The 16,576-nt window shown below is 63.1% G+C and carries 22 protein-coding genes and 1 pseudogene; 21 read left to right on the forward strand and 2 right to left on the reverse strand.

Annotation, left to right across the window (positions count from 1 at the left end):
• Positions 1-112: 112 nt before the first annotated feature.
• A complete protein-coding gene (locus N7422_RS05475; RefSeq protein ID WP_279805546.1) occupies positions 113-1,087 on the forward strand; it encodes an ImmA/IrrE family metallo-endopeptidase in 975 nt (324 codons plus the stop codon).
• Positions 1,087-1,722 (forward strand): hypothetical protein, encoded by a 636-nt coding sequence (locus N7422_RS05480; protein ID WP_279805547.1) that lies wholly within the window; start codon positions 1,087-1,089, stop codon positions 1,720-1,722. The genes N7422_RS05475 and N7422_RS05480 overlap by 1 nt, the downstream gene beginning before the upstream one ends.
• A 27-nt stretch (positions 1,723-1,749) precedes the next feature.
• Here the strand turns inward: N7422_RS05480 and N7422_RS05485 are convergent, their stop codons facing one another.
• Both N7422_RS05485 and N7422_RS05490 read right to left on the reverse strand, forming a co-directional pair.
• Complete coding sequence (locus N7422_RS05485; RefSeq protein WP_279805548.1) at positions 1,750-2,808, reverse strand: phage portal protein; 1,059 nt, start codon at positions 2,806-2,808, stop codon at positions 1,750-1,752.
• Complete coding sequence (locus tag N7422_RS05490) at positions 2,805-4,562, reverse strand: terminase ATPase subunit family protein (protein WP_279805549.1); 1,758 nt, start codon at positions 4,560-4,562, stop codon at positions 2,805-2,807. The genes N7422_RS05485 and N7422_RS05490 overlap by 4 nt, the downstream gene beginning before the upstream one ends.
• A 151-nt stretch (positions 4,563-4,713) precedes the next feature.
• On the opposite strand from N7422_RS05490, the gene N7422_RS05495 reads away from it, so the two are divergent.
• From N7422_RS05495 to N7422_RS05585, 19 genes and pseudogenes are all read left to right on the forward strand, one after another.
• Entirely contained in the window at positions 4,714-5,568 is an 855-nt protein-coding gene (locus N7422_RS05495; protein ID WP_279805550.1) for a GPO family capsid scaffolding protein, read from the forward strand.
• Between the two features lie 33 nt (positions 5,569-5,601).
• Entirely contained in the window at positions 5,602-6,609 is a 1,008-nt protein-coding gene (locus N7422_RS05500; RefSeq protein WP_279805551.1) for a phage major capsid protein, P2 family, read from the forward strand.
• A gap of 11 nt (positions 6,610-6,620) precedes the next feature.
• Positions 6,621-7,319 (forward strand): terminase endonuclease subunit, encoded by a 699-nt coding sequence (locus N7422_RS05505; protein WP_279805552.1) that lies wholly within the window; start codon positions 6,621-6,623, stop codon positions 7,317-7,319.
• 105 nt (positions 7,320-7,424) lie between these two features.
• Positions 7,425-7,886, forward strand: coding sequence for a head completion/stabilization protein (locus N7422_RS05510; protein ID WP_279805553.1), 462 nt, complete (start codon positions 7,425-7,427; stop codon positions 7,884-7,886).
• Positions 7,886-8,080 (forward strand): hypothetical protein, encoded by a 195-nt coding sequence (locus tag N7422_RS05515; protein WP_279805554.1) that lies wholly within the window; start codon positions 7,886-7,888, stop codon positions 8,078-8,080. Before N7422_RS05510 ends, N7422_RS05515 begins: the two co-directional genes overlap by 1 nt.
• Complete coding sequence (locus N7422_RS05520) at positions 8,080-8,292, forward strand: tail protein X (RefSeq protein ID WP_197866111.1); 213 nt, start codon at positions 8,080-8,082, stop codon at positions 8,290-8,292. The genes N7422_RS05515 and N7422_RS05520 overlap by 1 nt, the downstream gene beginning before the upstream one ends.
• 33 nt (positions 8,293-8,325) lie before the next feature.
• A complete protein-coding gene (locus N7422_RS05525; protein ID WP_054895525.1) occupies positions 8,326-8,640 on the forward strand; it encodes a phage holin, lambda family in 315 nt (104 codons plus the stop codon).
• Positions 8,637-9,431: an N-acetylmuramidase family protein gene (locus tag N7422_RS05530; RefSeq protein WP_279805555.1), complete on the forward strand. Its 795-nt coding sequence runs from the start codon at positions 8,637-8,639 to the stop codon at positions 9,429-9,431. Before N7422_RS05525 ends, N7422_RS05530 begins: the two co-directional genes overlap by 4 nt.
• A pseudogene (locus N7422_RS05535) lies at positions 9,431-9,799 on the forward strand (LysB family phage lysis regulatory protein); the annotation flags it as partial. The gene N7422_RS05530 and the pseudogene N7422_RS05535, both read left to right, overlap by 1 nt.
• Positions 9,720-9,986 (forward strand): Rz1-like lysis system protein LysC, encoded by a 267-nt coding sequence (lysC, locus tag N7422_RS05540; RefSeq protein WP_279805556.1) that lies wholly within the window; start codon positions 9,720-9,722, stop codon positions 9,984-9,986. The pseudogene N7422_RS05535 and the gene lysC, both read left to right, overlap by 80 nt.
• Positions 9,970-10,503, forward strand: coding sequence for a phage tail protein (locus N7422_RS05545; protein WP_279805557.1), 534 nt, complete (start codon positions 9,970-9,972; stop codon positions 10,501-10,503). Before lysC ends, N7422_RS05545 begins: the two co-directional genes overlap by 17 nt.
• Positions 10,496-10,951, forward strand: coding sequence for a phage virion morphogenesis protein (locus N7422_RS05550; RefSeq protein ID WP_279805558.1), 456 nt, complete (start codon positions 10,496-10,498; stop codon positions 10,949-10,951). The genes N7422_RS05545 and N7422_RS05550 overlap by 8 nt, the downstream gene beginning before the upstream one ends.
• A 61-nt stretch (positions 10,952-11,012) precedes the next feature.
• Positions 11,013-11,582, forward strand: coding sequence for a phage baseplate assembly protein V (locus N7422_RS05555; RefSeq protein ID WP_279805762.1), 570 nt, complete (start codon positions 11,013-11,015; stop codon positions 11,580-11,582).
• Positions 11,579-11,923, forward strand: coding sequence for a GPW/gp25 family protein (locus N7422_RS05560; protein WP_279805559.1), 345 nt, complete (start codon positions 11,579-11,581; stop codon positions 11,921-11,923). The genes N7422_RS05555 and N7422_RS05560 overlap by 4 nt, the downstream gene beginning before the upstream one ends.
• Positions 11,920-12,834 carry a baseplate assembly protein gene (locus tag N7422_RS05565; RefSeq protein WP_279805560.1) on the forward strand — a complete coding sequence of 305 codons (915 nt, stop codon included), beginning with the start codon at positions 11,920-11,922 and terminating at the stop codon, positions 12,832-12,834. Before N7422_RS05560 ends, N7422_RS05565 begins: the two co-directional genes overlap by 4 nt.
• On the forward strand, positions 12,831-13,451 hold the full coding sequence (locus N7422_RS05570; protein ID WP_279805561.1) for a phage tail protein I: 621 nt from the start codon (positions 12,831-12,833) through the stop codon (positions 13,449-13,451). The genes N7422_RS05565 and N7422_RS05570 overlap by 4 nt, the downstream gene beginning before the upstream one ends.
• Complete coding sequence (locus tag N7422_RS05575) at positions 13,435-14,889, forward strand: phage tail protein (protein ID WP_279805562.1); 1,455 nt, start codon at positions 13,435-13,437, stop codon at positions 14,887-14,889. The genes N7422_RS05570 and N7422_RS05575 overlap by 17 nt, the downstream gene beginning before the upstream one ends.
• Before the next feature lie 2 nt (positions 14,890-14,891).
• Entirely contained in the window at positions 14,892-15,311 is a 420-nt protein-coding gene (locus N7422_RS05580) for a phage tail assembly chaperone (RefSeq protein WP_279805563.1), read from the forward strand.
• Positions 15,312-15,398: 87 nt separating this feature from the next.
• Complete coding sequence (locus N7422_RS05585) at positions 15,399-16,571, forward strand: phage tail sheath protein (RefSeq protein ID WP_279805564.1); 1,173 nt, start codon at positions 15,399-15,401, stop codon at positions 16,569-16,571.
• Positions 16,572-16,576: the final 5 nt, after the last annotated feature.

Below are 16,576 nucleotides of genomic sequence, written 5' to 3' on the forward strand. Positions count from 1 at the left end.
AGGTCTGGGGGGGAGTTCTGGGTAGGTGCCAGAGGGGCAAAAAACGTGCAATAACGTGTGATTTTGCTATCATCGCGAGGTCGAAGGATCACCCGCAGATATAGGAGGGGACATGACTGATACTATCCAGAATCTTTACAGTGCCCTCAGAGCACATGGTCTCCCAAAGAAGGACGTGCAAGCTGTTCTACCGTCCTGGTGGGAAGATGCTATCGCTGATACCCCTGCGGGGCTTCAACAAGCCAAGCTGATTGTGGCCAAAGCGCTCAACCTCAAGATACGACCTCTGGTCGAGGATCCGCCTCGCGTCGAGTTCGATCTGCCTGAGATGCGTCGCTTCAAACTCGTGAAAGGAACGACAGAGGACGACGTGCAGCTTGCCGTTGCCTTAGCCCGTAGTGCCAGCAAGCTCGTTCTCGCAGCCTATGACCGTGAATTCGTACGTCCGGGTTCTGCTGCTGAAGTGCGTCAGCAGATCTTAGCGAGCGGCAAGCATTGGGTAGATCTCGAGGGTCTACTCAATTATTGCTGGCAAGCAGGCATTCCAGTTATTCATCTGGCGTCTTCTTTGATGAAACGCAAGATGGACGGTATCGCCATGGCCACTCGTGGTCGCCCGACAATCGTCTTGTCTTCGCGTAAGGCATGCGGCTACCTGCTGTTCCACCTGGCACACGAACTGGGTCATATCGCTCTAGGCCATCTGGACCCCAATGGAGCCATCGTTGACAACAGCATCCAGGAAGATGCCAACGGCAAAGACGATGCGGAGCGCGCTGCAGACGACTATGCACTAGAGCTACTCACAGGTAAGCAGCCTCGGCTTACTCTCACTGGTTTCTATAAAGCGCCGGTACTTGCTAGAATGGCAATCGAGTATGGTCAACAGCACTCGATTGATCCTACCCACGTGGTGTTGAATAGCGCGCACAACGGCAATTTCTGGCCACTATGCACTGCAACACTAAAAGTGCTAAGCGGAGACAGAAAAGATCAAGATCTAGTTAACCGGCTATTACTAGAAAACGTAAAAGACGAACTCAAGGAAGACAGCCTTTCATTGCTAGGGACTTTAGTTGGTCTATAATGATTCTACTGTCGGACAATGATCTTGTTGTAAAACTTGCTCAATGCGACCTTATCGGAGAAGCGCTGGAAATCCTGCAGTCCAGTGCAAAAGACTGCTCTGTCTTGAACACCCTAAGGTATAGCCTTCGGCTGAATGATCCTGAGAAGGCAATTGCCCGATACGTGGGCAGCGTTCAGGCATTTGAGCGCATCAACGAACTGCTTGACTCTTGCCAGGTGCTTCCTGAGGCTCCGATCGATTTTGATTTGCTTGAACACTTAAACGAAATCCCAGAGATTGATCCGGGAGAGCAGGCGTTGTTCATGCATGCAAAAGATCATCATGCAAGGGTAATTGACTACCGAATTCTCACTGGCGACAAACGTGCCTTACGCGCCATTTGCAATTACGATCAGCCCGAGCATTTCGAGTTTCTAAGAGCGAAAGTTACCTGCCTAGAATCTTGCATGATCGGTTTGGTGAGCACTTACGGTTTCGATGATATCAATCAAAAAGTCAGTGCTGCAAAAACGCAGGTAGTCAATTCCAAATTTGATCAGGTGCTTCGCGCTGCGTTTGGAATTGGCAGAAGCCAAGAACACTGTTTGGAGTGCCTTCACAGCTACTCCAACGATATTCGCTGGCTTCTGTAATCTGGCAAAATCTCTGCACCCTTTGAGCTACCCCCGCGCGGGTATCTCGAAGGGTGCGAAACGCACCACCTCCTCACCTAACCAGTCATTGACCTGGGCCAGACGTGTCTGGACCGGCTCCAGTTCGTTCATCGTCCATATCTCCGCCGCCTCCTTGATCGAGCCGAACCCGCCCGCGTTCTGGGGCACGATGCCCATCAGCTGCGGCGGAATGCGCAAGGCCGCGAGCAGGTCATCCCGGCTGATATTCTTGATCGCCCCGAAGTCATCCTTCGCCGCTACCTCGCTGATCGGCAGCAACTGGATACCGTCCTTCTTCCCATTCGGCGCGTACATGAACAGGTTGCGGAAATTGCCCGGCCCCTTGCTGTTCTTCATCGCGTCCCGCAGGTCGTCGACGAACTTCTCGCTGTGGGCCGGATCGGTCATGTACAGGATGAAGCCGGCGTGGCTACCGTTCTGGTAGTACTTGCGCCGGAACAGCGTGGCGCTTTCGTTCAACAGCGCACTCTGCAGCGCAGGCAGCCACTCGGGCAGCCCGTAGATTTCCTGGTTGATGTCGGCCTCACGCAGGTGACAGATGCTGCCGGTCTTGAAGGCATGCTCGTCCTTCCAGCCCCGCACCTGGTAGTAGGTCTCCTGGTCGATCCCGCGCCGCATGTACTTGGCCAAGCAGGGCTGCAGGCCCATGGCCTGGCCCAGCATGTTGTCGCGCTTCTCCAGGTACAGGTTCCCGCACCACCCCCAGTCCATGACGATCTGCTCGAACGCCTGCCGGCTCAGCAACCGATGGGGGATGAAGCTGCGCACCAGCATGTTGCGCTTGAACGTCAGCCCCGACTGCAGGTAGACACTGGCCTTTGTCGAACGGGCCAGCCCATCCAGATTGACCGGCGGCTCATACCACCGCCCGTTCGACCAGCACTCCAGGTAGTCCAGGATCTCGCGGCCATCCAGCACCGGTACCGGCTCGCCGAATGTGAACGCCATCGACTCCCCGCCGGCCCCTTTGCCCAGCAGCTCGCCCTCGTGGGTTGGCTGCGCCAGTTCGCCGTCGCGCTGGCGGCGCTTGCTCGGCTTGCTCATGAGTAGATCTCCATGAAGCCGGTGTTGGCCATGGTCTGGCCCTCCAGCGGCTCGTTTTGCAGTGCGTGAAAGAGCGCCCACGCCAGGTCGGCATGGCCGGTGGCCTCGTTGCGGCCGGCGGTGTAGGTGAATTGCCGCCCACCTGCGGTGATGGTCTTGCGAATGGCCATGAGCGACTGGGCAACGTCCGTCCAACCGGCGTCGAACTCCAGCCGGCCCTTGCTGATCACGTCCACGGCCTTCATCACCAGACGCGTCTTGACCTCGGGGCTGTAGGAGAACGTCCGCAGACCGGGGAAAAACTGGCGCACCAGCTGCGCCACGGCCGCCCCCATGCCAGTGGTATCGATGCCGATATAGGTCACCCAATAGCGCTGGGTCACCTTGCGGATGGTCTCGGCCTGGGCGTCGAAGTCCATCCCGCGGAACTGGTGCCGTTCGAGAATGCGGAACTTGCCGCCCGGTACCAGCGGTGGCGCCACCACGACCAGACCTGCGCTGTCGGTGGTCTCAGCCGGGTCATAACCGACCCACACCTGCCGGTCGGCGAACGGCCTGGCCGCGAAGGGCTTGTAGTCGTCCCACACCGTCCAGCTGTCCACCATGCACGGCTGCAGCATCGCCAGCGGGAAAATGCTCGCCCCGTCGTCGACGAACTCACACATCAGCAGGTTCTGGAACGACGCAGCGTCGTACTCGATGCGCAGGTCGTCCAGGTCGAACAGGTCGCATCCACGCGCCTCGGCATCGTGGATGGTCACGATCTGGCGCCAGATCTTGTCCTCGCACAGCCGGCCTTGCTGCAGCGCCTCGTGGCTCACATCCAGCTTGATGTGCTGGGCGGTCGGCTTGCCCTTGTTCAGGCGCTCGCCCGTCCACCAGGTGTACGCCGGGTGGGCCATGCTGCTGGGGGTCGAAAAGTAGGTCTTGCGCCACTTCTTGTGCAGGGCCATGCCCGAGGCGACCTTGTTGATCTCCTTGAAGCCATGCACCCAGAAGAATTCGTCAAAGTAGAAGTTGCCGGAGCGCCCCTGCGCCGTGCGGAAGTTGGTCCCCAGGAAGTGCAGCTCGGCGTTGTTCCACAGCACGATAGGGTCGCCGGTCAGCTTCACGCCCAGGACTTCGTTCAGGAAGGTCTGCATGTAGGTCTTGAACTGGTGGGCCTGGGCCTTGCTCGCCGACAGGAAGATCTGGTTGCGGCCGGTGGTGATCGCGTCGATCAGGGCCTCGCGTGCAAAGTAGAAGGTGGCGCCAATCTGACGGCTCTTGAGCACCATGCGGGTGCGCTGGTTGCCGGCGCGGTACCAATCCATCTGGTACTCGAAACAGCTGTCGCGGAACGCCTCGACCAGCGTCTCGATCTGCTGCTCGTCCAGCTCGTTGCGCACCGCCTGTTTTTTCGGCCCCTCGTTGCGCTTGGCGATGTTGGGGTTGAGGTCGGTGTCGGTACCGCCGCCCTGGTATCGCTGAATCCGCGCCTGGCGTTCCAACTGCCGATGCAGCAGGTCGATTTCCTTGAAGTCCCCGCCGGTCTTGCCCTCCTTGAGGATCAACTGCACCAGGCGCGCTTCCAGGGCACCGCCGATTCGCTCGACGTTGTCCGCCCGGTCCCACTCGTCGCGGGCCTTCCAGCTGTGGACGGTCTTCTCCTTCTCGCCCAGGAAATCGGCGATATCGGTGATACGCCACCCGGTCCAGTAGAGGAACTTGGCTTGGCGGCGTGCGTCAGTGGTGGGTTGGGCGATAGCGTTCATGGCGCCGATGCTGCCGTTCGCGCGCGCGATCCCCTACTGGCGCTGCCTGTAGCCTCCTGCCCTACAAACCCCGCGCATTGCTGCCGACCGGCGCGCTGCGGACCATGCCCTCAACGCAAGGCACACCGCCACCGCAACGAGGATTCCCGGCATGGCCGACAAGACCGACACCCCTGCAAAAAAACTCCGCTCCAAGTGGTTCCGGGTTGCCGTGGAAGGGGGCACCACTGACGGGCGCACCATCGAACGCTCCTGGATCGAACAGATGGCCGCGCAGTACAGCCCCAACACCTACGGCGCCCGCATCAACTGCGAGCACATCAAGTGGGCCTGGCCGGGTGGCGAGTTCGGTGCCTACGGTGATGTGCTGGCCTGTAAGGCTGAAGAGGTCGAGATCGCTGGCGAGCAGCGGCTCGCGCTGTTCGCCCAGTTGCAACCCAACGATGCCCTGCTCGCCCTGAACGCCAAGAACCAGAAGATCTACACCTCGGTCGAGATCGATCCCAAGTTCGCCAAGACTGGCCAAGCCTATCTGGTTGGCCTGGCGATCACCGACACCCCGGCCAGCCTGGGCACCGAAGCCCTGCAGTTCAGTGCCCAGCACGGCACCCTGACCGGCCGCAAGCAGAACAAGGACACCCTGTTCACCGCGGCTGAAGAGGTGCAACTCGAATTCGAGGAGGTGACGGACGGCCCCAGCATGTTCGCGGCGCTTCGCGACAAGGTCGGTGGCCTCCTCAGCAAGAGCAAGGAAAAGGAAGGCAAGGACGCCGCCAACTTCGCCGCCCTGGGCGAACTGATCGAGCAGCTCGCTACCCACGGCGCCGAACAGGCCGAGGCGGTGACCAAAGGCCAGGCAGCGTTCACCGAGCTGGAGGCCAAGTTCGCCAAGCTCAGCGCTGACCACGAAGCCCTGGTCAAGCGCCTGAGCTACACCCAGGACCACACCCAGAAGGATCGCCCATCGGTTCCCGGTGGCAGCGGTCGCGACCTCACCGACTGCTGATCGACAACGGATCAAGGAACACCGGAGACCACTATGCGTAACGATACCCGCCTGCTTTTCAACGAATACCTGGCACAGCTCGCCAAGCTCCACGGCGTGCCTGACGTCACTACCAAATTCACCGCCAACCCGTCGGTGGCGCAGAAGCTCGAAAGCCGAATCCAGGAGTCCAGCGAGTTCCTGGGCATGATCAACAGCTATGGCGTCCCTGAGCAGATGGGCGAAAAGATCGGCCTGGGCGTGACGGGCAACATCGCCGGCACCACCGACACCGACGTCAAAGCCCGCGAAACCCGTGACCCGACCGGCCTCGACGACCGCGGCTACGTCTGCACCCAGACCAACTACGACACCCACCTCAAGTACCAGAAGCTCGACGCCTGGTCGAAGTTCCCGGACTTCCAGGCCCGTATTCGTGACGCGATCATCAAGCTGATGGCACTGAACCGCATCTGCATCGGCTGGAACGGTACCAGCCGCGCGGCCACCTCCAACCCCGCGACCAACCCACTGCTGCAGGACGTAAACATCGGCTGGCTGGAGAAAATGCGCCGTGAGAACGCCGCGCGCGTGATGAAAGAGGTAGTCGACGGCAGCGGCAAGATCGCCATCGGCGCCGGCAAGGACTTCGAGAACATCGACGCCCTGGTGTTCGCCATGGTCAACGAGCTGATCGAACCCTGGTACCAGGAGGACACCGAGCTGGTGGTGGTCTGTGGTCGCAAGATCCTGGCCGACAAGTACTTCCCGATCATCAACAAGCCCAATGCCCCGACCGAAATGCTGGCGGCCGACATCGTCACCAGCCAGAAACGCATCGGCAACCTGCCGGCCGTTCGTGTGCCGCACTTCCCGGCCAACGGCCTGTTCGTGACCCGTCTGGACAACCTGTCGTACTACTGGCAGGAAGGCAGCCGCCGCAAGACCGTCGTCGACAACGCCGCCCGCGACCGCATCGAAAACTTCGAGTCGGTCAACGAGGCCTACGTCATCGAGGACCTGGGCTGCGCCGCGTTCGCCGAAAACATCGAGATCGCGTGAGGGATACCGCCATGACCAATCCCTGCCGGCGGCACTTCCAGCGCGTCACTGCGGCCCAGGCCGCAGCAGCCACTGCGCCTGAACAGACCATGGAAGGAGCCACCCAGTACGAACTGCACCTCGCCCAGCTCCACCAAGACCGCCAGCGCCTGTCCGCAATCCAGTCGCGGGAAGGCAAAGGTAAGCTCAAGGTCGAGCTGCTGCCCGCCTACGAGCCCTATGTGGCGGGCGTGATCGAGGCCGGCCATGGCGCCCAGGACGACGTGCTGACCACCGTGATGATCTGGCGCTTCGACGCGGGCGACTGGGTGGGTGGCCTCGACGTTGCGGCGTACGTGCTGCGGCACGGATTGAAGATGCCCGACCGCTTCGAGCGCTCCACCGGCTGCATCGTGGCCGAAGAGATCGCCGAGGCTGCGCTCAAGGCTCAGAAGACCGGCGAAACCTTCCCCCTCGAGATCCTGACCCGCACCGCCGAGCTGACCGCCGAAGAGGACATGCCTGACGAGGCACGCGCCAAGCTGATGCTGGCCCTCGGCAAGGCCACCCTCACCGACCTGGACGAAGACAACCCTGGCCAACCAGGCCAGGTCCAGGCGGGTGTTGATCTGCTGCGCCGCGCCATCGAGCTGCATAGCAGCTGCGGCGGCAAGAAAGACCTGGAGCGCGCCGAGCGCCTCCTCAAGAAACACACCGGCACTGCCGGCTAACCGAGCGTCCCACGCAACCCGGCGGCTCGGGACGGATCAGCGGCTTTCTCCTTGGCCAAGCTGTGAAGTCCCGACCACCGCCGACCTATTCCAGAGCAGGCGACCATGAGCGGATTCATCCCCGGCGGTACCGTACCCGGCGGTCACATCAACAGCGATGCCTTCTGGCCGTCGATTGGCCTGGACCAGATCCGCGAGACCCTGCGCATCGACTCCAGCGTCACCCCGGCCCGGCTCGAGACTGCCGTGATCGCCGCCGTGATCGCCGTGAACCGCGACCTGGTCGACTGGCGCACCAAGGCACAGGCCAATGGCGCCGAGACGCTGGCCGACGTGCCCAGTACGCAGATCAATGGCCAATCCCAACAGGTTTACCTGTACCTGCGCGCCGTTGAGTGCGCGGCCGGCGCCGAAGTCTGCGAGCGGTACCGCGGCTACGACAGCAGCGGCAGCGGCAACGGGAACGCCGACGACACCATGCCGACCATCGACGACTACAGGCGCGACCAGCGCTGGGCCATCCGGGATTTCCTGGGCACACCGCGTACTACCGTGGAGCTGCTGTGATGAACAAGCACCAGACCATTGATTGGAATGAGATCTCCCAGCGCGGCCTCCTGGTCCGAATCAACCGGGAAATCATGCACCCGCTTGGCCTCGCCGTTTGCCGCGACCCGGCCACCGGCACTTCACCTGGAGCGGTTGTCAGCGATGACGGGCCGTGGATCTACCCCGACGACATGGCCGATGACCCCAGGTGATGGCCGAGCAGCGCCGTACCCAGCAGCACGACACCGTCGACGCCCTGTGCTGGCGGCACTACGGCCGCACAGCCGGCGTGGTCGAGGCCGTGCTCGATGCCAACCCTGGCCTGGCCGATCACGGCGCCGTGCTCCCGGCCGGCCTGCTGGTCACCCTGCCCGAACTCCAGACGGCAGCCCCTGAACGACCGATGGTGAACCTATGGGACTGACCCGCGCGACCACCCAACCAAGGAAGGACCAACATGCCTGACCGTCCCGAAACCTGGGCCTTCTTGGCCTCCTGGCTCGAACACAACTGGCCCGGCCTGTATGCCGGGCTACTGGCGGCCCTCATCGCCGCGCTGCGGGTGATCTACGGCGGCGGGAAGATCCGCCAGCTGGTCATCGAAGCGCCGCTGTGCGGGTTCGTCGCCCTCTCGGCCAGCCACGGGCTGTCGCTGATCGGCATCCCACTTACCGCCGCGCCCTTCTTCGGCGGCCTGATCGGCCTGCTAGGCATCGAGTTTGTCCGGGCAGCCGCGAAGAAAACCTTCACCCGTAAGGAGAGGACCCTATGACCCTTCGCCACGGCGACCGCTCCCAGGCGGTCCGCGACCTGCAACGCAAGCTCAACGACCACGGCGCAAAGCTGTCGGCCGACGGGATCTACGGTGACGCCACCGAGGCCGCCGTCCGTAACTACCAGCTCAAGACGGGCCTGGTCTCCGACGGCGTGGCGGGCTCCAAGACGCTGGCCAGCCTGCTGGGCGCCGACACCCAGAAACTGCTGAAGCACACCGACCTGGTGAAGGCCTCCGAACGCCTGGGCGTACCGGTGGCGGCCATCTACGCGCTGAACGAGGTCGAATCGAAGGGGCGCGGGTTCTTGGACAACGGCAAGCCGGTGATCCTGTTCGAGCGCCATGTCATGTACAAGCGCCTGCAGGCGCCCCGCGCCGACGAACTCGCGCGCCTGAACCCTGCCCTGGTCAATCCGAAGCCCGGCGGATACATCGGCGGTACCGCCGAGCATCAGCGCCTGGCCCAGGCCCGCCAGCTCGATGACACCGCCGCCCTGGAGTCGGCCAGCTGGGGCGCCTTCCAGATCATGGGGTTCCACTGGGAGCGGCTCGGCTACACCAACGTGCAGGACTTCGTCGACCACATGGCGCGCAGCGAGCCCGAACACCTGGAGGCCTTCGTCCGCTTCATCGAGACCGACCCCACCCTCCACAAGGCCTTGAAGGCCCTGAAATGGGCCAAGGTCGCCGAGCTGTACAACGGCGCCGACTACAAGCGCAACCTGTACGACGTGAAGCTGGAGCGCGCCTTCGAGCGGCACCAGGACCGCGCGCTGGCGGTGGCCTGATGGACCTGCGCAGCGGCTTGCTTGCCCTCGCCCTGCTCACGGCCGGCGGCGCCGCATTGTGGGGTTGGGGCCAGCAGCACAAGGTGGCCACCGCCCAAGAGGCCAACAAACGGCTTGAGGAGCAGCTCGGCCACGCGCAGCAGGACCGCGACCAGAACCTGGCCACGGCCAACCAACTCAAATCCGAACTGGCGAACGAGCGTGCCAGCCAGGCCAAGCTGCTTGCCCTTCAAGGCGAGCTGCGCCAAGGCCTTGCCCAGCGCGAACGCGTGATCGAGACCCTCAAGCATGAAAACCAGCAACTTCGCGAATGGGCTGACCAGCCTCTGCCTGACGCTGCTCGCCGGCTGCGCGAGCGCCCCGCCCTCACCGGCGCCGACGCTTATCGTCAGTGGCTGTCCGGTAGTCGTCCCGTGCCAGCTCCCGGCGACAGCACCGACCCGCAACGGCCAGCTACTCACTGACCAAGAGCGCACCGAACTGGCCTGGGCCGATTGCGCCGCCCAGGTCGACCGCGTCTATCAGCACCAGGTGACACATGAACAAGCCCGATAGCCTGCGCGAGCACCTGCTCGCCGCCGTTCCCGACCTCGCTCGCAACCCCGAACGACTGCTGATGTTCATCGACAGCGGCAAGGTCCGCTGCACCGCGTCCGTCAGCCTGTCGTTCGAGTACGCCTACACGCTGCAGATCATCCTGACCGACTTCGCCGGCCATCCCGACAGCGTAATGCTGCCGATTCTCGGCTGGCTGCGGGTCAACCAGTCCGAGCTGCTGGTAAACCTCGACAAGTCCGCCGAGGGGCTGACCTTCGAGGCCGATCTCCTCGACCGCAGCAAAGTCGACCTCAGCCTGACCCTGCCGCTGACAGAGCGGGTGGTGGTGAAGCGCCTTGCTGGCGGCGGTTTCGACGTGACCCACCCCGGCGAGCCGCAGTACGAACCCTACGAGGACCAGGGCGAGATTGCCCTCTATGCCAACGGCGAGCCGCTTGCATCCTGGCAACCGCCCGCCGCGCCCGACGGCATGGCCCTGGTCACCCCTCATCTGAAGTCACCACACCATGGCTGACTTAGACGCCCTGGAGCACTGGGTCGGCCCACTGCTGCAACGCATAGAACCAGCCGCTCGAACCAAGCTGGCCAGGGCCGTCGCCAAGGACCTGCGCCGCAGCCAGCAACAGCGCGTGATTGCCCAGCGCAACCCAGACGGCTCACCCTACGCCCCGCGTAGACCCCGACAGTTGAGAGGCAAAAAAGGCCGCGTGCGGCGCAAGGTGAAGATGTTCCAGAAGATGCGCACCGCCACCTACCTGAAAGCCCAGGGGGACGCCGCCGGCGCGTCGGTGGGCTTCGCCGGTCGGATTGCCAGGATCGCCAATGTCCACCAGAAAGGGCTGAAAGACCGTGTGGCCCGTGGTGGCGCGGTTGTTCAGTACGAACAGCGCGAGCTGCTGGGCTTCACCGATGCTGAAATCGACCACCTCCGCGACACCCTGCTGGCTCACCTGACCCTGTAACGCCCTTCCCTACAAGCCCACGCGAATGCACCCGCGCGCGCGTGGCGCGACCATCGCCGGCATGAACATCGCCGACCTGAACCGCCTGCTGGAAAACCTGATCCGCTTTGGCACCATCGCCGAGGTGCAGCACAAGCCGCCCCGGGTGAGGGTGAAAACCGGCGGCAACCTGACGACCTGGTTGCCCTGGATGGCCTGGCGGGCCGGCGCAGACCAGGAATGGGACCCTCCCACCGTGAACGAACAGGTGCTGCTGCTCTCCCCCAGCGGGCAGATGGCCAACGGCGTCGTCTTCACCGGCCTGTTCAGCGACGCCATTCCTGCCAACGGCGACCGCCCAGGGCTGCACCGCCGCACCTACCGCGACGGCGCGGTGATCGAGTACGACAGTGTTGCCCACCACCTCAGCGCGACACTGCCCGACGGCGGTACCACCAGCCTGACCAGCACGGGCGGCATCCACATCGTCGGCCCAATCACCCATGAGGGCGACTACACCCAGACCGGCAACCAGGTCGTCACCGGCACCGTCACGGTTTCCGTCGACGTCGTTGCGGCTGAAATCAGCCTGGTCAAGCACGTTCATGGCGGCGTCATGCCAGGGCCTGGGCAGACGGGAGTACCACAATGAACCGTCGCAACGGGGCTGCCTTGAGCAAGCTCGAACACATCGCCCAGTCCATCGAGGACATTCTCACAACCCGCCTGGGCACACGCGTGGAGCGCCGCGAGTACGGCAGCTTGCTGCCCGAGCTGGTCGACCAGCCGCTCAATCCCGCCACCCGCCTGCGCCTGTACGCCGCGACTGCCATGGCGCTGATGCGCTGGGAACCGCGGATCAGCCTGGCCCAGGTCGAGCTGGTAGTCGGCGACCTCAGCGGCCGCGCTGAACTGAGCCTGACCGGCGTCCTGGTGGACACCAACGAACCGTTCAACATCCGCACACCGTTGCAGCTTGGGGGCAGCGTATGAACACCTTTCTGCCCATCGACCTGGGCCAGTTGCCCGCGCCTGATGTCGTCGAACAAATAGACTTCGAACAGATCCTCGCCGAGCGAAAGGCCTACATGGTCAGCCTCTGGCCTACGGATCAGCAGGCTGAGATTGCCGGACGCCTTGAACTTGAGTCCGAGCCGCTGACGAAGCTGTTGCAGGAGAATGCGTACCGGGAGCTGGTGTGGCGGCAACGCGTCAACGAAGCCTCGCTCGCCACACTGCTCGCCTACGCCAAGGGCGCCGACCTCGACCAGGTTGCGGGCAACTACAACGTCAAGCGGTTGATCATTCAGGCGGCCAATCCACAGGCGGTGCCGCCCGTGCCCCAAGTGCTGGAAAGCGATGACGCACTGCGCGAACGAGCGCAGATGGCGTTTGAAGGGCTGAGCACTGCCGGGCCGCGCAATGCCTACATTTTCCACGCCCGCTCGGCGGCTGGCCGAGTGGCGGACGCTTCTGCCGACAGCCCGTCACCTGCGGTCGCGGTCGTCACCATCCAGGCCATCGACGGCGACGGCAGTGCCGATGCACATCTCCTGGACCTGGTGCGCAGCTACCTCAATGACGAGGATCGCCGGCCGGTGGCTGACCGCCTCACTGTTAACGGCGCTCAGGTGCTGCCATACCAGGTAACCGCCAAGCTGTACTTGCTTTCCCAGGGGCCAGAGGTCGAGCCGATCATCGCCGCCGCCGAGCAGAAACTGCGGGCCTACGTCAGCCAGCGCCGCCGCCTCGGCATGCAGGTTTCCGAATCGGCCATACACGCCGCATTGCACGTCGAGGGCGTGCGCAAAGTCGAGCTGATCGACTGGTCCGACATCAACGCCACGCTGGCGCAGGCCCCCTTCTGCACGGACATCATGCTCACCCAGGGTGATTCCGCGTGATCCTGCTGCCAGGCAACGCCACAGCGCTTGAGCGTCAAGCCGCGCAAGCGCTGTCCCAGATCCAACGGGTGCCGGTACCGATACGCGACCTGCTCAGCCCCGAGCGTTGCCCCGTGCAGCTGCTGCCCTACCTGGCCTGGGCATTTTCCGTCGACCGCTGGGACAGCAGATGGCCGGAGGCCGCAAAGCGCCGTGCCATTCGCGCATCGTTCTTCATACACGCACGCAAGGGCACCATCGGTGCGCTCCGACGCGTCGTCGAGCCGCTGGGCTACCTGATCGAGGTAGTCGAGTGGTTCAACACTGTGCCGGAGGGCGTACCAGGCACATTCGCGCTGAAAATTGGCGTGCTCGACACGGGCATCACAGATGAGATGTATCAGGAACTCGTCTGGCTGATCGACGACGCAAAGCCCCTGACCCGCCATCTGTCTGGCCTGGCCATCGTCCTGGCGACAACCGGCAGCGTGAAACTGGCGGCCACCGTCTACGAAGGCGACGAGATCGACGTCTACCCGCCAAGTTCCCGCGACATCGAAGTCACCGGCACCTTCGGCCACGCCGGCCGGGGCCACATCATCGAAACCCTGGACGTTTATCATGACCGACCAAAATAGCCAGTTCTTCGCGATTCTGACCGCGATCGGCGAAGCCAAGCAGGCGAATGCCGACGCCCTGGGCATTCCCTGGAAAATCTTCGCCATGGGCGTCGGCGATGCGAACGGGGCAGACCCGATCCCGCGCCGCGAGCAAACAATGCTGATCGGCGAGCGCCGCCGTGCGCCGCTAAATCAGCTCAAGGTTGACCCGGCCAACCCGAACATCATCATCGCGGAGCAGGTCATCCCGCCGGATGTTGGCGGCTGGTGGATCCGCGAGATCGGCCTCTACGACATCGACGGCGACCTGATCGCCGTAGCCAACTGCGCACCAAGCTTCAAGCCGCTGCTCAGCCAAGGCACTGGCAAGACCCAGGTAGTGCGGCTGAACTTGATCGTCACCAGCAGCGCGAACATCCAACTGAAAATTGACCCGTCCGTGGTGCTGGCGACCCGCGAATACGTTGATAGCGCAATCATTGCGGTGCTGCCGAAGGGCAAGGTTGCTGGCACCTATACCCAAGTGCGAATTGATGAAAGAGGCATCGTTCAGGAAGGCAAAAATCCCACGAAGCTTCATGAGTATGGCATCGACGACGCACTGCCAATTAGGGGCGGAACACTGAAAGGCAACCTGTTCCTCGATCAGGGATGGAGTGTGGCGGTCACGCCAGCAGACTCGGAAAGCTGGGCCGCGGGGGTGCATGTTGCTGACCCAGAGGGAACGATTTACGCGAGCCTTGGATTCTGGGGCAACAAGAAGCAAATGCGCTCTGCATACCTCGGACTCGGACCAACGGCCTGGGCGACCGGCAACGGCGTGCGCGTAACACCACTCGGCGTCAATGTAACCGGCGCCCTGACTGCGAGTTTATCACCTGCAGCGGAGGTGCCATTCGCAACGATCAGCGGCCGCCCTGTGACCCTTGACGGCTACGGCGTGCCCCTCGCCAGTAAGGACGACGCCGAAGGGGGAACTGACAACGAAAAGCCCATGAGCGCGCTGCGGGTGCGGCAGGCGATCAGCAAGGTCCTGGTGCAAGCCACCGAAGCTGCTTTCGGCTGGTTGAAGATCGCGACCCAGGCGCAGATTGAGGCCGGTACTGATGACACAACGGCAATCACGCCCAAGAAAGCACGCTTCGGATTCCAGATCCTCAAGGGATCGAATGGCTACATCGTTCTGCCCAAGTGGCTCGGCGGGTTGATCATTCAATGGGGGGTGACCGCAGACCTGCTGTCGGGAACCATCGGCTCGATAACCCACCGGTCGTACTTCCCGATCCAGTTCCCGAATGGTGCATTTACAGTCCTGCCTGTTCACGTCGGCACATCGGAAGCAAGCAGTAGCGCGGTTGCTTTGAACCTGTTCGACGAGTCGAGCTTCCTCGCATCGTTCGAGAACAAACGGGCAGACCAGTCGGTCTCTTCGCGCTGGATCGCCATTGGGAGCTGAGCATGAAAAAGTACATTGAATTCGGCCAGGACGGGGCATTGAAGGCGCGCTTGATCGAAGGCATTCACACCATCACAAAGGCCGCAGTACTCGTCCCCGACGACTTGTGGCTGCAGACCATCAAGGAAACTGACGGGGTCTGGAAGATCGATTCTGCCGGCACCATCAGCAAGCACCCGCTTGTATCGGACTTCGACGCGCAGGCCGCTGAGCGGGCCTGGCGTGATACTGAGCTGACCCGGATCGCAGGGTTCCGTGATCGTCACCGCGACGAACTCGACATGCAACGACCCACCACATTCACCGCTGAGCAGTTCAGCGACCTACTTGGCTACATGCAGGCGCTGCGCGACTGGCCGACCTCGAACCTCTTTCCAGACGCGCAGCAGCGCCCAGCAGCGCCGACGTTTCTGGACATGTAGGCAAGGGCTTTACAGGGTGCTGCGCTCGCCGTGGCATCGCGCGCGCGGCAGCCTGTGCAGTGTCACCCCACTGCACAGGCACCTACCATGGCCGACGAATACCATCACGGCGTCCGGGTCCTCGAAATCAACGAGGGCATCCGCCCAATCCGCACCGTCTCCACCGCCGTGGTCGGCCTTGTCTGCACCGCAGACGACGCCGATCCGGCTATGTTCCCCCTCGACACGCCCGTCCTGCTGACCAGCGTACAAGGCGCCATCGGCAAGGCCGGCGACACCGGCACGCTGGCCGCCAGCCTGCAGGCCATCGCCGACCAGACCCAACCTGCGACCGTCGTAGTGCGCGTGGCCAAGGGCGCGACCGACGCCGAGACCACCAGCAACCTGATCGGCACCACCACCGAAACCGGCAAGTACACCGGCATGAAAGCCCTGCTGGCCGCCAAGACCCGCCTCAAGGTCACCCCGCGCATCCTTGGTGTGCCAGGCCTCGACACTCTGCCGGTGGCCACCGCCCTGACCGCGATTGCCCAGCAGCTGCGCGGCTTCGCCTACGTCAGCGCGAGCGGCTGCAAGACCAAGGAAGAGGCCGTCGCCTACCGCGAGAACTTCGGCGCCCGTGAAACCATGGTCATCTGGCCGGACTTCGAGCAGTGGAGCACCGCCAGCAACGCCACCGTCACCGCGCCGGCCGTGGCCCGCGCCCTGGGCCTGCGCGCCAAGATCGACAAGGACACAGGCTGGCACAAGACCCTGTCGAACATCCCGGTCAACGGCGTGACCGGCATCAGCGCCGACGTGTTCTGGGACCTGCAGAACCCGGCGACCGACGCCAACTACCTCAACAGCAACGAGGTCACCACGCTGATCAACGCCGACGGCTTCCGCTTCTGGGGCAGCCGCACCTGCACCGAAGACCCGCTGTTCGCCTTCGAGAACTACACCCGCACCGCCCAGGTGCTGGCCGACACCATGGCCGAGGCGCACATGTGGGCGATGGACAAGCCCATACACCCGTCCCTGGTGCGCGACATCATCGAGGGCATCAACGCCAAGTTCCGCGAGCTGGTGGCCGGCGGCTACCTGATCGGCGGCAGTGCCTGGTACGACGAGGAAATCAACAGCGCCACCACCCTCAAGGCCGGCAAGCTCTACATCGACTACGACTACACGCCGGTACCGCCGCTGGAGGACCTGACCCTCCGCCAGCGCATCACCGATCGATACCTGGCTGACTTCGCCAGCCGCATCAACAGCTGACGGAG

It is taken from the genome of Pseudomonas sp. GD04091 (assembly GCF_029836165.1).
Classification (GTDB): Bacteria; Pseudomonadota; Gammaproteobacteria; order Pseudomonadales; family Pseudomonadaceae; genus Aquipseudomonas.

Bases quoted from the DNA above. Each gene is read 5' to 3' on its own strand.
- N7422_RS05475 (WP_279805546.1), top strand. From the start codon at position 113: ATGACTGATACTATCCAGAATCTTTACAGTGCCCTCAGAGCACATGGT.
- N7422_RS05480 (WP_279805547.1), top strand. From the start codon at position 1,087: ATGATTCTACTGTCGGACAATGATCTTGTTGTAAAACTTGCTCAATGC.
- N7422_RS05485 (WP_279805548.1), bottom strand. From the start codon at position 2,808: ATGAGCAAGCCGAGCAAGCGCCGCCAGCGCGACGGCGAACTGGCGCAG.
- N7422_RS05490 (WP_279805549.1), bottom strand. From the start codon at position 4,562: ATGAACGCTATCGCCCAACCCACCACTGACGCACGCCGCCAAGCCAAG.
- N7422_RS05495 (WP_279805550.1), top strand. From the start codon at position 4,714: ATGGCCGACAAGACCGACACCCCTGCAAAAAAACTCCGCTCCAAGTGG.
- N7422_RS05500 (WP_279805551.1), top strand. From the start codon at position 5,602: ATGCGTAACGATACCCGCCTGCTTTTCAACGAATACCTGGCACAGCTC.
- N7422_RS05505 (WP_279805552.1), top strand. From the start codon at position 6,621: ATGACCAATCCCTGCCGGCGGCACTTCCAGCGCGTCACTGCGGCCCAG.
- N7422_RS05510 (WP_279805553.1), top strand. From the start codon at position 7,425: ATGAGCGGATTCATCCCCGGCGGTACCGTACCCGGCGGTCACATCAAC.
- N7422_RS05515 (WP_279805554.1), top strand. From the start codon at position 7,886: ATGAACAAGCACCAGACCATTGATTGGAATGAGATCTCCCAGCGCGGC.
- N7422_RS05520 (WP_197866111.1), top strand. From the start codon at position 8,080: ATGGCCGAGCAGCGCCGTACCCAGCAGCACGACACCGTCGACGCCCTG.
- N7422_RS05525 (WP_054895525.1), top strand. From the start codon at position 8,326: ATGCCTGACCGTCCCGAAACCTGGGCCTTCTTGGCCTCCTGGCTCGAA.
- N7422_RS05530 (WP_279805555.1), top strand. From the start codon at position 8,637: ATGACCCTTCGCCACGGCGACCGCTCCCAGGCGGTCCGCGACCTGCAA.
- lysC (WP_279805556.1), top strand. From the start codon at position 9,720: ATGAAAACCAGCAACTTCGCGAATGGGCTGACCAGCCTCTGCCTGACG.
- N7422_RS05545 (WP_279805557.1), top strand. From the start codon at position 9,970: ATGAACAAGCCCGATAGCCTGCGCGAGCACCTGCTCGCCGCCGTTCCC.
- N7422_RS05550 (WP_279805558.1), top strand. From the start codon at position 10,496: ATGGCTGACTTAGACGCCCTGGAGCACTGGGTCGGCCCACTGCTGCAA.
- N7422_RS05555 (WP_279805762.1), top strand. From the start codon at position 11,013: ATGAACATCGCCGACCTGAACCGCCTGCTGGAAAACCTGATCCGCTTT.
- N7422_RS05560 (WP_279805559.1), top strand. From the start codon at position 11,579: ATGAACCGTCGCAACGGGGCTGCCTTGAGCAAGCTCGAACACATCGCC.
- N7422_RS05565 (WP_279805560.1), top strand. From the start codon at position 11,920: ATGAACACCTTTCTGCCCATCGACCTGGGCCAGTTGCCCGCGCCTGAT.
- N7422_RS05575 (WP_279805562.1), top strand. From the start codon at position 13,435: ATGACCGACCAAAATAGCCAGTTCTTCGCGATTCTGACCGCGATCGGC.
- N7422_RS05580 (WP_279805563.1), top strand. From the start codon at position 14,892: ATGAAAAAGTACATTGAATTCGGCCAGGACGGGGCATTGAAGGCGCGC.
- N7422_RS05585 (WP_279805564.1), top strand. From the start codon at position 15,399: ATGGCCGACGAATACCATCACGGCGTCCGGGTCCTCGAAATCAACGAG.